This window comes from Claveliimonas bilis (assembly GCF_030296775.1).
In the GTDB taxonomy this organism is placed as follows: domain Bacteria; phylum Bacillota; class Clostridia; order Lachnospirales; family Lachnospiraceae; genus Claveliimonas; species Claveliimonas bilis.
Window position 1 is genome coordinate 1,033,583 of the sequence record NZ_AP027742.1, and the last position, 13,994, is coordinate 1,047,576.

The following is a 13,994-nucleotide window of genomic DNA, read 5'->3' on the forward strand; positions in this document are numbered from 1 at the left end:
AAGAAAATGAGCAATAATTATAAAGAGATTTTAAATCGCCAGAAAGAATATTTCCGTACGGGAGAAACGAAAAATGTTGCCTTCCGCCTGGCGCAGCTGGAGCGGATGCAGGATTGGATCGGCAAAAATGAGGAAGCGATCATGGAGGCGCTGCATAAAGATCTTCATAAAGCACCCTTTGAAGCTTATGCAACGGAAATCGGTATTGTGAAAGAAGAGATCAGATATACATTGAAACATTTGCGGGGCTGGGCGAAACCGAAGAGAGTTCCAACTCCTATCACACAGTTTCCCTCCCGGTCTTTCATCTATTCAGAACCATATGGGATTGTACTTATCATGTCGCCCTGGAACTATCCGTTTCAGCTTACCATTGCGCCCCTGGTAGGAGCGTTAAGTGCGGGAAACTGTGCAGTGGTTAAGCCTTCCGCTTATTCTTCCGCGACATCGGCTCTGATTGCAAGAATGATAAAAGAGCTATTCCCGCAAAAATATGTTACTGTAATTGAGGGCGGAAGAAAGGAAAATGAAGCGCTGTTAAGTGAAAAGTTTGACTATATTTTCTTTACGGGGAGTGTAAATGTAGGGAAATATGTCATGGAGAAGGCTTCCAGGCACTTAACTCCTGTCAGCCTGGAGTTGGGAGGAAAGAGTCCCTGTATTGTAGATGAAACAGCTGATATTGCTTTGGCGGCAAAGAGAATCGTATGGGGAAAATTTTTAAACAGCGGACAGACCTGTGTGGCGCCGGATTATATTTTTGTCCATAAAAGTGTGAAGGATAAACTGCTGAAGCAGATGACCAAACAGATCCGCAGGATGTTCGGGACAGATCCCTGCAGGAATGAAGAGTACCCTAAGATGATCAACGAGAAACATTATGAGCGTGTCCTTGGCCTGACGAAAGATGCTCATGTCGTATGCGGCGGAGGCAGCAGAAAAGAAACGCTTCAGATTGAGCCTACTATTCTGGATCAGGTAAGCTGGGATCATCCGGTGATGCAGGAAGAAATTTTCGGACCGGTACTGCCTGTTTTGACTTTCTATGATCTGGAAGAAGTAGTGGCGCAGGTGACAGCAAGACCTAAACCGCTTGCCCTTTATCTTTTTACCGGAAGAAAGGAAAGAGAGGCTTATATTCTGAAGCATATTTCCTATGGGGGAGGATGTATCAATGACACGGTAGTTCATCTTGCTACATCCCATATGCCTTTTGGAGGAGTGGGAAACAGCGGAATGGGAGGATACCACGGAAAGGCCAGCTTCGATACTTTTACCCATCAGAAGAGTATCATGAAAAAGTCGGTGCATATTGATATTCCGGTGCGTTATGCACCGTATAAGAAAAAGCTGAATCTTTTGAAAAAGATACAGTAGATACAAATTGACACGTAACAAACTTTAAAAGTGTTACGTGTCAATTTGCGTTATACCCTGTGTAAAATTGCAGAATACCCTGTGTAAAACTGCAGTTTTTAAAAAAGAAGACCGATATGATAGACGATAAAGCTCATAACCCATGCAACAGCAAACTGGAAGAAGACAAAGCAGGCGGTGATCCGTCTGCTTTCCGTTTCCCGGCGGATCGTTGCAATAGTTGCGGTACACGGAATATACAGAAGACAGAATACCATGAGGGAGTAGGCGTTGACAGCGCCGAATCCCATAGTGCCCAAAGTGGCAGCCATAGCGGACATTCCGTGAGCTGTTGTAATATTCTGGATGCCGAACAGGACGCCGCAGCTGGATACGACCACTTCTTTTGCGGCGATTCCGGCGATCAAAGCTACAACAATCTGCCAGTAGCCAAGCCCAAGAGGAGTGAAGATGGGAACAATGGCCTTGCCGATATAGGAGCCAAAACTTAAACTGATATCGGTCACGTATCCTGACGGTCCAAAATTCAGAAGTATCCACATGATCACTGAGGCAATGAAAATAACAGTTCCGGCCTTGGTGAGATAATCTTTTATCTTTTCCCATACATAGATGGCAATGGTGCGGGCATTTGGCGTTTTATATTCCGGCAGTTCGATCAGCAGATTGTGTTCTGCTTTGCTGCCGTCAAATTTGGAAATGACAAAAGCAGCAGTTATAGCGACCAGGATTCCCAGAAGATACATGGAATAACAGACGATCATAGCGTTGCCTCCGAAAAACATAGAGGAGAACAGCACGTAGATCGGAAGTCTTGCACTGCAGGACATAAATGGAGTAATTAAAATGGTTTTCAGCCGGTCTTTTCTGTGTTCCAGAGCCCGGGAAGCCATAACGGCGGGAACGGAACAGCCAAAGCCGAGAAGAAGCGGAATAAAAGCTCTTCCCGACAACCCCAGATGTCCCATAATGTCGTCCATGACAAAGGCGACTCTGGACATATATCCGCTGTCCTCCAAAAAAGCAAGAGCCAGGAATAAAATAAAAATATTGGGCAGGAACGTGAGGATGCCTCCGACTCCTGAAATGATTCCGTCCACGATCAGGGAAATGAGCATGGCATTGACATGGAGAGAGACAAGTCCTTCTTCGGCAAAAGAAGACAGGCTGTCAAGTCCGATCTCAAAATAGCCCTTCAGAAAATCTCCGATCGTAAAAGTCAGGAAAAATACCAGAGCCATGATGGCAAGAAAAATCGGCAGACCAAGCCATTTGCTGGTGAGATAGCGGTCAATATGGTCTGTGCGGGCTTCGTTCTTTTTTTTGTTGACGAGAACCTCATCTACAATTTCTTCTATAAAATTGTATTTCTGATTAATAATATCTTTTTCGTAATCACGGTCTATAATATCCTCAAATTCAAGAGGATGAGAATTGATAACGTTTTTGTCCTTTTCGAGATATTTCAGGGCATACCAGCGCTTGTCCTCCAGATCGGGATAAATGCAGCAGATCCGGTCTATGAGCAGATCGATCTTGTCTTCGATATAATCCTGATAGACCATGGCGTATTCCTGATGGTGGTCATGTTTGTGGTGAGAGGACTCTCCATGGTGGTGATGGATGAACGGGCTTTGCTGCGGATGCTCCTTATGATGCATGACTGCATGAAGCAAAATGGACAGCCCGCTTTTTTTTCTTGCCGATACCGGAACAACCGGGATTCCCAACATTTCAGGAAGTCGGTGAAGATCGATCTCCATTCCCCGTTCCTCTACGATATCCATCATATTTAAAGCAAGAATGACAGGTTTTCCAAGTTCAATAAGCTGCAGAGTCAGGTAGAGATTTCGTTCCAGACAGGAGGCATCTGCCACATCTACAATGACATCCACTTCATCACTCATGATGCATTCACGGGAAACAGTTTCTTCCATAGTATAGGAAGTCAGACTGTAAATTCCGGGAAGGTCGATCAGCTGAAATTCCTGTCCCTGGTAGACGGTGCGGCCTTCCTTTTTTTCAACTGTAACACCGGGCCAGTTGGCAACCTTCAGATTAGCGCCTGTGTATGCGTTAAATAAAGTGGTTTTTCCACAGTTTGGGTTGCCGATAAATCCTACGCGGATAGGGTTGGACATGACGGACCCACCTCCTCCACTTCAATGTGTTCGGCAATATGTCTGCCGACTGCAAAACGGGTTCCCCGGAATTTAACAGTAAGGGCCCCCTTTTTGTTATTGTTTAATATTGTAACGAAAGCTCCTTCGGTAAGACCAAGAGCCTCCAGACGGCGTTCCAGCGCATGTTCTGTGTTGATGGCACAAACTTTGTAAGTATGATCATTTCTCCCTTGCTTAAGTATCATTTGTACATCTCCTTTAATTGAGAAAAATTATCTTTTGCTACAAAATTATACCACTATTTGACGCAGCTGACAACGTAAGGTATACTCTATGCCATAGTAAAAAGTAAAGGAGATTACATATGGAGGCTTACAGACTGATTGCTTATTTCTTTATATATGGGTTCGCAGGCTGGTGTGTCGAGGTGGCTTTTGCAAGTGTAAAAGAAAGAAGATTTGTAAACAGAGGATTTTTGAACGGACCAATTTGTCCGGTGTATGGAGTCGGGGTGGGAGCTGTCGTCACCCTGCTGGAACCATGGAAAGATCACCTTGTCTTACTTTATGTGGCTTCGGTTATTTTAGTCACGTTTATTGAATGGCTGACCGGATATGCCATGGATAAGATATTTCATCACAAATGGTGGGATTATTCGGAAATGCCATTAAATATAGGAGGATATGTCTGTCTCCTGTTTTCTCTTGTGTGGGGAGCAGCCTGTGTGGTGATCATGAAAATAGTTCATCCGATGACTGAAAAACTGACGGAACTGGTGCCGTTCCCTTTGGGACTTACACTTTGCGTTCTGTTTATTATAGTGTTGGCTGTGGACATTGCAGTGACGTCGGCAGGCATACTCAAGCTGAACAAACGTCTGGAGGCAATGGAGAAGATTGCGATGGAGCTTCATGAAATTTCTGACAAAATGGGAATCAATATTCATGAAAACGTGATGGACGCTGTGGAGAAACTGGAGAGATTGGAGGACAGGAAAGAAGAATTTCTGGAGAAATACGGGGAGTTCTCTGATTTGAAGGAAGATTTGAAAGAAGATATCAGAGGGGATATGCGTATGCGCCGTGAAGAGCTGAAGAAACGGTACGAGGAACTGGCAGCGGCAAGTACTCATGTCAGCCGCCGTTTGGCAAAGGCTTTCCCTAAGATGGAATCCAGAAAGCACAGAGAAATTTTAAATGAGCTGCGGGAAAGAATGGAGAAGAGAAAAACATTGTAGAAATAGTAGCTGTGGATGAAAGAGGAAAAAGAGTGTCCTTGTCAATCAGGGGCACGCCGTGTTAAAATACAATTTAAGACAGAAACAGAGGAAGAAGGAGGCATACGATTATGGGTATGACAATGACGCAGAAGATCCTGGCTGCACACGCAGGATTGGATCATGTGGAGGCGGGGCAGCTGATCGAAGCAAAACTGGATGTAGTCATGGCGAATGATATTACAGGACCAATGGCGATTCCGGTGTTTAAGCAGATGGCGGAAAAAGTATTTGACAAGGATAAAGTAGTCCTTGTGCCGGATCATTTTACTCCAAATAAAGATATCAAATCAGCACAGAATTCAAAATCCCTCCGGGAATTTGCAAGAGAGCAGGAACTGTCTCACTATTATGAAGTGGGTCAAATGGGAATCGAACATGCAATTCTTCCGGAAAAAGGAATTACAGTGGCGGGAGAATGCATTATAGGTGCTGATTCACATACTTGTACATACGGGGCTTTGGGGGCGTTTTCTACCGGTGTGGGAACAACGGATATTGCCACCGGAATGGCAACAGGAGAACTGTGGTTTAAAGTTCCTTTCGCGATCAAGTTTGTCCTGACAGGGAAACCGTCCAGATATGTCAGCGGGAAAGATATTATTATCCATATTATCGGAAGAATCGGAGTGGACGGCGCTCTGTACAAATCTATGGAATTTACCGGGGACGGGATTGCCAATCTGACAATGGACGATCGGTTTACTATGGCAAACATGGCGATTGAAGCCGGGGCGAAAAATGGGATATTCCCGGTAGATAAACTGGCAGAGGACTATATCAGGGAACATTCTGATAAGGAATATAAGATTTACGAAGCAGATGAAGATGCCTGTTATGATGAAGTGGTAGAGGTGGATCTCTCTAAAGTGCGTCCGACTGTGGCATTTCCTCATCTTCCAGGCAACGCAAAGACCATTGATGAGATTGAGGCAATGGAACCTATTAAGATCGACCAGGTTGTGATCGGATCCTGTACAAACGGAAGGATGGAGGATATGCGCCGGGCAGCAGCTATTTTAAAGGGGCATAAGGTACATCCGGATGTGCGTGTCATGGTAATACCGGGTACACAGAAAATCTACAAAGAATGTATCAAAGAAGGGCTGGTAGATATCTTTATCGATGCAGGATGCGCTTTCAACACTCCAAGCTGTGGTCCCTGCATGGGAGGACATATGGGAGTCCTTGCGGCGGGAGAGAAATGTGTATCTACAACGAACCGGAATTTTGTCGGAAGAATGGGGCATGTGGACTCCCTGATCTATCTGGCATCACCGGAAACAGCGGCAGCGAGCGCGATTGCAGGATATATTGCAAATCCAGAGAAAGCAGGTGACAGATAATGAAAGCATTGGGAAAAGTATTCAAATATGGCGATAATGTAGATACGGACGTGATCATTCCGGCGAGATATTTAAATTCCTTTGATCCACAGGAACTGGCAAGTCATGCTATGGCAGATATAGATCCGGAATTTGCGGAAAAAGTACAGCCGGGAGATCTGATCGTGGCAAATAAAAACTTTGGATGTGGATCTTCCAGAGAGCACGCACCGCTCTGTCTGAAAACAGCGGGCGTAAGCTGTGTGATCGCAGAGACATTCGCAAGGATTTTCTACAGAAATGCCATCAATATCGGTCTTCCGATCATTGAGTGTTCTGAGGCGGCAAGAGGAATCGAAGCCGGGGATGAAGTGGAAGTGGATTTTGACAGTGGAAAGATCTACAACCGGACAAAAGGTACAGAGTTCCAGGGACAGGCGTTCCCGGAATTTATGCAGAAGCTGATCGCAGCAGGCGGTCTTGTAAATTATACAAATAACAAAAGGAAATAGTTATGGAACAAAAAAAAGGAAGAGCAATAGCACTTCTGCCTATAGGAGTGTTTCTGGTGATTTTTTTGGGGTTTGGTATTGTGACGAAAGACTTTTATGCAATGCCGACTATTGTGGCGTTTCTGATTGCCTTAGGCGTGGCTTTCTGTCAAAATAAAAGCCTTAGCTTTGATGAAAAGATCACTGTGATAGCAAAGGGAGTAGGCGATGACAATATTATTACAATGAGTCTTATTTTCCTTTGCGCGGGGGGATTTTCCGGTGCTGTGACAGCAGCAGGCGGAGTGGAAAGTACTGTGAATCTGGGGTTGTCCGTTCTTCCGTCACAGATTGCTGTAGTGGGACTTTTTGTGATCGGATGTTTTATTTCTGTATCTATGGGGACATCTATGGGAACCATTGCGGCTCTGGCGCCGATTGCAGTGGGAATCAGTGAAAAGACAGGATTCGCAATGCCGATCTGTATTGGAGCTGTTGTGTGTGGTGCTATGTTTGGAGACAATCTCTCTATGATATCAGATACAACGATTGCAGCGGTGAAGACACAGGGATGTGAAATGAAGGACAAATTTCGGGAAAATTTCCTGATCGTACTTCCGGCGGCGATCCTTACAATTATTCTGTTTTTCCTGATCACCAGAAACGGCGATTTTAAGATGGCGGAAGATTTAAGTTATAATATATGGAAAGTTGTGCCTTATATTGTGGTGCTGGTGGGAGCGCTGATCGGAATTAATGTGTTTGTAGTGCTGATCGGCGGTACGGTTCTCTCTCTTATTGTGGGAGTTGCAACGGGCAGTATTGAACTTGGACAGATTTTTCTTGCCGTTGGAGGCGGAGAGATAAATGGAACGGCTATAGGCGGCGTAACCGGTATGTACGATATTACGGTTATTTCCATTATAGTGGCATGTATTGTATCGCTGATGAAAGAGTACGGCGGAATCCATTTTATTCTGGGATGGATCCACAAACGGATACGGGGCGAGAAAGGTGCAGAGTTTGGAATTGCTTCTCTTGCACTTTTAGTAGATGCATGTACAGCAAACAATACAGTAGCTATTGTAATGGCGGGACCGATCGCTAAAGAGATCAGTGAGGAGTATCATGTTTCGTCCAGGCGTTCCGCTTCGCTTCTGGATATTTTTACTTCTGTGGGGCAGGGACTGATTCCTTACGGCGCACAGCTTTTGTCGGCAGCCAGCCTTACAGCGTTGACTCCATTTGAGATCATACCGTACCTCTATTATCCGATCCTCATGGCAGTGAGCGCAGTCTTGTTTATTCTGTTCAGGAACAGAAAGGAAGCGTAAACAGATGGAACTCTGGCGGAAACAGTCAGGGACAGAAAGGTGAAACATATGAATTTGCAGTATAAAAGTACGAGAAATCCCAGTGTGGAAGTGACAGCGTCACAGGCAATTTTAAAAGGACTTGCAGATGACGGAGGACTGTTTGTGCCGGAGAAGATTCCGGCGCTCGCACTTTCGTTGGAAGAACTGAAGGGTCTGAGTTATCAGGAAACTGCGTTTGCAGTGATGAAAGAATTTTTGACGGATTTTACAGAGGAAGAGCTGAAAGAATGTATCAGAAAAGCATATGACAGCAAATTTGACACAGAGGAGATCGCTCCTCTCGTGAAAGTGGACGACACTTATTATCTGGAGTTATTCCATGGTGCTACGATTGCTTTTAAAGATATGGCCCTTTCCATTTTGCCGCATCTCATGACAACGGCGGCAAAGAAAAATCATGTTGATAAGGAAATTGTGATTCTGGCCGCCACATCAGGTGATACCGGAAAGGCAGCGATGGCTGGATTTGCAGATGTGGAAGGAACAAGGATCATTGTTTTTTATCCCAAGGGAGGCGTCAGCAAGGTACAGGAGCTGCAGATGGTGACGCAGAGAGGAAAAAACGTGGATGTTGTGGCAATTCACGGGAATTTTGACGATGCCCAAAGGGGAGTAAAAGAAATGTTTGGCAGCCAGGCTTTAAAAGAAGAGCTGGCAGCGGACGGTTATCAGTTTTCTTCTGCAAATTCCATTAATATTGGAAGACTTGTGCCGCAGATAGTCTATTATGTCTATGCTTACGGAAAGCTTTTGGAAAATGGTGAGATTGAGTCGGGCGAAAATATAAACGTTGTTGTGCCTACAGGAAATTTCGGAAATATTCTTGCCGCATGTTACGCTAAGCAGATGGGGATTCCCATTCACAAGCTGATCTGTGCGTCCAACGAAAATAAAGTATTGTTTGATTTCTTCCGTACAGGAACATACGATAAAAACCGCGAATTTTTGCTTACAACCTCTCCTTCTATGGATATTCTTGTGTCCAGTAATCTGGAGCGTCTCATTTATCAGATTTCTGATTGTGACTGTGAAAAAGACGCAGAGCTGATGGGGCTTTTGAAGCAGAAAGGGAAATATACTATCACTCCGGCGATGAGAGACCATTTGCAGGATTTTGATGCCGGTTATGCATCAGAGCAGGAAACGGCCGATATGATCCGGAAGATTTATGACAGAACAGGATATGTGATCGACACCCATACAGCTGTGGCGGCTTATGTGTGTGAGGACTATAAAACAAGAACAAAAGATGAGACAAAATGTGTGATCGCATCTACGGCCAGCCCATATAAGTTTGTAAAGAGTGTCATGCAGGCTATCGGGCAGGCTGACGGGGAAAAAGACGAGCTGGAGCTTCTTGGCAATCTGGAAAAAGTGTCCAAAGTAGAGATGCCGAAAGCCATTTGCGATATTCTCGATGCGGAAGTACTGCATACAAGAGAATGCGATGCCGATAAAATGGAGGAGGAAGTAAAGAAGATCCTTGGTTTATAAAGAGATTTGGGAATCCCCGGAAGAAAGAGGCGGATGTATGGAAGAGTTGGATGAGAAGAAATTGTGGGAGCTGGCTGTGGCAGCAAGGGAATATTCCTACAGCCCTTATTCTGGTTTCAAAGTGGGAGCTGCACTTTTGAGCCGGGGCGGAAAGGTGTTTCGGGGATGCAACATTGAAAATGCAGCTTACAGCCCGACGAATTGCGCAGAGAGGAGCGCCTTCTTTTCGGCGATATCCCAGGGAGAACGTGATTTTGAAGCGATTGCCATCGCCGGAGGAAAGGATGAGCTTATAAGCTGTTACCCGTGCGGAGTGTGCCGCCAGGTAATGGCGGAATTTTGCGATCCCTGCACTTTCCGGATTATATGTGGAAAAAGCAGGGAATCTCTGGAAGTCATGACCCTGGATGAACTTCTCCCAAAAGGATTTAAAATGCAGGATTGATGCGTCAATCCTGCATTTGTTATAAGATTAACGCTTTTGGAGTTGATTTTTTGATTATTATCCTGTATAATGGACTATAATGGATGTCCTATCGAAATGATAGGAAATATGCCGGTCTTCCGATCTCATTTTTAGATTGATTTTCCGGTCCATAATATTAGAGAAAGAAAGAGGTTGAGCGTAACATGGCAAATATCGATTTAACAAAGTATGGTATCACCGGAACAACAGAGATTGTTCACAATCCTTCCTTTGAGATGCTGTTTGAAGAGGAAACAAATCCGAATCTGGAAGGTTTTGACAAAGGACAGGTCAGCGAGCTTGGCGCAGTTAATGTTATGACTGGTATCTACACAGGCCGTTCTCCAAAAGATAAATACATTGTTATGGATGAAAATTCCAAAGACACTGTATGGTGGACATCAGACGAATATAAAAACGACAACCATCCGGCAAGCCAGGAGGCATGGGATGAGGTAAAGAAAATTGCATTAAATGAGCTTTCCAGCAAGAGACTGTTTGTTGTAGACGCATTCTGCGGCGCAAACAAAGACACACGCATGGCAATCCGTTTCATTATGGAAGTGGCATGGCAGGCTCATTTCGTTACAAATATGTTCATCCGTCCTACAGCAGAAGAGTTGGAAAACTTTGAGCCGGATTTTGTTGTTTACAATGCATCCAAGGCAAAAGTTGAAAACTACAAAGAGCTGGGACTTGGATCAGAGACAGCGGTTATGTTCAACATCACAAGCCGCGAGCAGGTTATCGTAAACACATGGTACGGCGGAGAGATGAAAAAAGGTATGTTCTCTATGATGAACTACTACCTGCCTCTGAAGGGAATCGCTTCCATGCACTGCTCTGCAAACACAGATATGAACGGCGAGAACACAGCAATCTTCTTCGGACTTTCCGGAACAGGAAAGACAACACTTTCCACAGATCCGAAGAGACTCCTTATTGGTGATGACGAGCACGGCTGGGATGACAATGGTATCTTCAACTTCGAGGGCGGATGCTACGCAAAAGTTATTGACCTTGACAAAGATTCCGAGCCGGACATCTACAATGCGATCAAACGCAATGCTCTTCTTGAGAACGTTACACTGGACAAAGACGGAAAGATCGATTTCACAGATAAGAGCGTGACAGAAAACACACGTGTATCTTACCCGATCGATCATATTGAAAAAATCGTTCGTCCGGTTTCTGCAGCTCCTGCAGCAAAGAATGTAATCTTCCTGTCAGCAGACGCTTTCGGAGTACTTCCTCCGGTATCTGTTCTGACACCAGAGCAGACAGAGTACTACTTCCTGTCCGGATTTACAGCAAAACTTGCAGGAACAGAGCGTGGAATCACAGAGCCTACACCGACTTTCTCTGCATGCTTCGGTCAGGCATTCCTGGAACTGCATCCTACAAAATATGCAGAAGAGCTTGTTAAGAGAATGAAAGCAAGCGGAGCAAAAGCTTACCTTGTAAATACAGGATGGAACGGAACAGGAAAACGTATCTCCATCAAAGATACTCGCGGTATCATCGATGCGATCCTTGATGGCTCTATCCTGACAGCGCCAACTAAGAAGATTCCGTACTTCAACTTTGAAGTTCCGACAGAGCTTCCAGGTGTAGATCCTGCAATTCTTGACCCACGCGACACATATGCAGATGCAGCAGAGTGGGAAGAGAAAGCAAAAGATCTTGCACAGCGCTTCAACAAGAACTTCGCAAAATACGAAGGCAACGAGATCGGAAAAGCACTGGTTGCTGCTGGTCCGCAGATATAAGAATAAAGAAGATGGACTTCCCGGCAAACAGCCGGGAAGTTTTTTGTTGGTTAGGCCAAGGGCCTGTTTTCTGACACGGAGTTTTTCGTGTTCCGAAAAATGTAGGGTTAGAAAACCAAAAAACCACTTGCTATGCAAGTGGACAGGGGTGCTTCAGCTTACAGAAAACCTCCAATGTTATAATTAGTGCAGGTTCGCCAACCGCATTAAAAACAAAGGAGGTATCCATTATGGACAGTAATAGTTTATCACATACGAGATGGAATTGTAAGTATCATATAGTTTTTGCGCCGAAGTATAGAAGAAAAGTAGCATATGGGAAAATAAAACAGGATATAGCCAATATCCTAAGTATGTTATGCAAGAGGAAAAGTGTAAAAATTATAGAAGCGGAGATATGTCCAGATCACGTACATATGCTGGTAGAAATTCCGCCAAGCATGAGTGTATCGTATTTTGTAGGATATCTGAAAGGGAAAAGTACACTTATGATATTTGAGCGGCATGCCAATTTGAAATATAAATATGGGAACCGACATTTCTGGTGCAGAGGATACTACGTAGATACGGTAGGGAAAAATGCGAAGAAAATAGAGGAATATATAGCGAACCAGCTACAGGAAGATTTGGAATACGATCAAATGACATTGAAAGAGTATATAGACCCGTTCACGGGTGAGCCAGTAAAGCAAAACAGATAAGAAGAGCCCTTTAGGGCTTAAGTAAGAAAATGATGTTGCGATTGGCGAACCAAATCGATGAGTCTTTAGACTCCAGTGCCGGTAAAAGACCCTTATAGGGTCAAAGCAAGCCACCGGCTTAGCCGGTGGTCTTGACTACCAGAATGGAAACAGGCGAAACTATTGGACATGTAAAAAGATGGAAGAGTAGATTGGAATGACGCAGGAGGAAAACCAGTGAGTTTGATTGCAGTAATTGATGATGACGAATATATCGGCAGCATGCTGGAACGGGCGCTTAAGGAGGAGGGGTATCAGGTGATACGTGCCTATTCGGGGACAGAAGCCCTTCTTCTTTTTGAGAAAAGAAGTCCGGATCTGGTTCTTTTGGACCTGATGCTGCCGGGTCTTGCGGGAGAGAAGGTGCTGGAAAAGATTCAGGGAATACCAGTGATCGTTGTCAGCGCAAAAGCAGAAATTGATCATAAAGTGGATCTGCTGCTGGGCGGAGCGGCAGATTATGTGACAAAGCCTTTCGATATAAGGGAACTGATGGCAAGGATCGCAGTGCAGCTGCGCGGATCTGGCGGAAGCAAGGGAAGAGGCATTCTTACATTTGAAGAGATTACTATAGATTTAGATACTTTCGAAGCATATGTGGGGGAAGCTAAGATCCATCTGACTCCCACAGAATTTGCAGTTTTAAAGCAGCTGATAAAAAACCCGTCTCAGGTTGTGACAAAAGCAAGGATACTGGATGCCATCAGTGAAGACACGCCGGACTGCACGGAAAGCTCTCTGAAAATCCACATCAGCAATCTTAGAAAGAAACTGAAAAGTGAATCAGGGAAAGATTATATAGAGTCTGTTTGGGGGATCGGATTTAAAATGCGCCAGGACGCTACTTGCTGACCCGGCGCAGTAAAATAGCGCATATGATAACAGCAGCGGCAAAAAGGAAGAGAAGAGGCAGAAATAACTCAAAATGAAAGACCTGTTCTGTCATGCAGCGATATCCCCATGATGCCGGGAAAAATTTTCCGGCAGTTTCAAGAGAGCCGGGAAGGAGATTTACTGGAAACATAATCCCGGAAAGCATGATAGAAGGCAGGAAAATAAGGATGGAAAACATAGAGGTTTTTGTCGGATCCTTTACAGCCAGACCGATGATGCTTGCAATGGCAAGGGATGCAGCAGTGAAAACAGCCAGTCCTGCAAGATACAGCCCTGAATTTTCCGGAATCCCGGCGTCGAACGCAAGCGGCGCGGCAATGCAGATAATGGCGCTCATGATCCACAGATGAAGAAAAGCGGAAATATTTATTGAGACAATGCCAAGATACAGGGGGACGCCATTGGCCCTGTAAATTTTTTTGACATCACTTCTGTAAATTTCCGCAAGAGAGGGAGGGACGCCGATCAGTGCGCCCATTGTGACGCCGAATATGGTCATGGACTGGATCAGAGTTTCTTTTGAATCCGGCATGACAGAGGTAAAGATACTGCCCATTACTCCGAAGAATAAAAGAGGAACAATGTAGCAGGTGATGAGAAGAGTCTTACTACGTATGTCTAATTTCCACTGTAATGCGATTCCGTATAAAAAAGCTTTCATAG

At 44.7% G+C, this 13,994-nt stretch carries 13 protein-coding genes; 10 read left to right on the forward strand and 3 right to left on the reverse strand.

Going from position 1 to position 13,994, the window contains the following annotated elements; genetic code table 11:
- Nucleotides 1-6: 6 nt before the first annotated feature.
- A complete protein-coding gene (locus R2J37_RS05025) occupies nucleotides 7-1,377 on the forward strand; it encodes an aldehyde dehydrogenase (protein ID WP_256193230.1) in 1,371 nt (456 codons plus the stop codon).
- Between the two features lie 98 nt (nucleotides 1,378-1,475).
- Here the strand turns inward: R2J37_RS05025 and feoB are convergent, their stop codons facing one another.
- Nucleotides 1,476-3,518: a ferrous iron transport protein B gene (gene feoB / locus R2J37_RS05030; RefSeq protein WP_230106797.1), complete on the reverse strand. Its 2,043-nt coding sequence runs from the start codon at nucleotides 3,516-3,518 to the stop codon at nucleotides 1,476-1,478.
- Nucleotides 3,497-3,745, reverse strand: a complete 249-nt coding sequence (locus R2J37_RS05035; protein ID WP_230106796.1) for a FeoA family protein — start codon at nucleotides 3,743-3,745, stop codon at nucleotides 3,497-3,499. Before R2J37_RS05035 ends, feoB begins: the two co-directional genes overlap by 22 nt.
- Before the next feature lie 119 nt (nucleotides 3,746-3,864).
- Here R2J37_RS05035 and R2J37_RS05040 point away from each other — a divergent pair, with 119 nt between their 5' ends.
- The 9 genes from R2J37_RS05040 to R2J37_RS05080 all read left to right on the forward strand — a co-directional run bounded on the left by R2J37_RS05040 (nucleotide 3,865) and on the right by R2J37_RS05080 (nucleotide 13,289).
- Complete coding sequence (locus R2J37_RS05040) at nucleotides 3,865-4,737, forward strand: putative ABC transporter permease (protein WP_316266378.1); 873 nt, start codon at nucleotides 3,865-3,867, stop codon at nucleotides 4,735-4,737.
- Nucleotides 4,738-4,847: 110 nt separating this feature from the next.
- A complete protein-coding gene (gene leuC / locus R2J37_RS05045) occupies nucleotides 4,848-6,122 on the forward strand; it encodes a 3-isopropylmalate dehydratase large subunit (RefSeq protein ID WP_316266380.1) in 1,275 nt (424 codons plus the stop codon).
- The gene (leuD, locus tag R2J37_RS05050; RefSeq protein ID WP_316266381.1) at nucleotides 6,122-6,613 is read left to right on the forward strand and encodes a 3-isopropylmalate dehydratase small subunit; all 492 of its coding nucleotides are present in this window, start codon (nucleotides 6,122-6,124) and stop codon (nucleotides 6,611-6,613) included. The genes leuC and leuD overlap by 1 nt, the downstream gene beginning before the upstream one ends.
- 2 nt (nucleotides 6,614-6,615) lie before the next feature.
- A complete protein-coding gene (locus R2J37_RS05055; protein WP_230106792.1) occupies nucleotides 6,616-7,926 on the forward strand; it encodes a Na+/H+ antiporter NhaC family protein in 1,311 nt (436 codons plus the stop codon).
- Nucleotides 7,927-7,974: 48 nt separating this feature from the next.
- Nucleotides 7,975-9,462: a threonine synthase gene (thrC, locus tag R2J37_RS05060; RefSeq protein WP_316266383.1), complete on the forward strand. Its 1,488-nt coding sequence runs from the start codon at nucleotides 7,975-7,977 to the stop codon at nucleotides 9,460-9,462.
- Nucleotides 9,463-9,499: 37 nt separating this feature from the next.
- On the forward strand, nucleotides 9,500-9,907 hold the full coding sequence (cdd, locus tag R2J37_RS05065) for a cytidine deaminase (RefSeq protein ID WP_256193219.1): 408 nt from the start codon (nucleotides 9,500-9,502) through the stop codon (nucleotides 9,905-9,907).
- Nucleotides 9,908-10,092: 185 nt separating this feature from the next.
- Nucleotides 10,093-11,697, forward strand: coding sequence for a phosphoenolpyruvate carboxykinase (ATP) (gene pckA, locus R2J37_RS05070; RefSeq protein ID WP_230106789.1), 1,605 nt, complete (start codon nucleotides 10,093-10,095; stop codon nucleotides 11,695-11,697).
- 230 nt (nucleotides 11,698-11,927) lie between these two features.
- Entirely contained in the window at nucleotides 11,928-12,398 is a 471-nt protein-coding gene (gene tnpA, locus R2J37_RS05075) for an IS200/IS605-like element ISEnfa200 family transposase (RefSeq protein ID WP_316266386.1), read from the forward strand.
- Nucleotides 12,399-12,614: 216 nt separating this feature from the next.
- Nucleotides 12,615-13,289, forward strand: a complete 675-nt coding sequence (locus R2J37_RS05080; protein ID WP_256193217.1) for a response regulator transcription factor — start codon at nucleotides 12,615-12,617, stop codon at nucleotides 13,287-13,289.
- On the opposite strand, the gene R2J37_RS05085 is transcribed toward R2J37_RS05080, so the two are convergent.
- The gene (locus R2J37_RS05085; RefSeq protein ID WP_316266389.1) at nucleotides 13,279-13,992 is read right to left on the reverse strand and encodes an ABC transporter permease; all 714 of its coding nucleotides are present in this window, start codon (nucleotides 13,990-13,992) and stop codon (nucleotides 13,279-13,281) included. The genes R2J37_RS05080 and R2J37_RS05085 overlap by 11 nt on opposite strands.
- Nucleotides 13,993-13,994 lie beyond the last annotated feature (2 nt).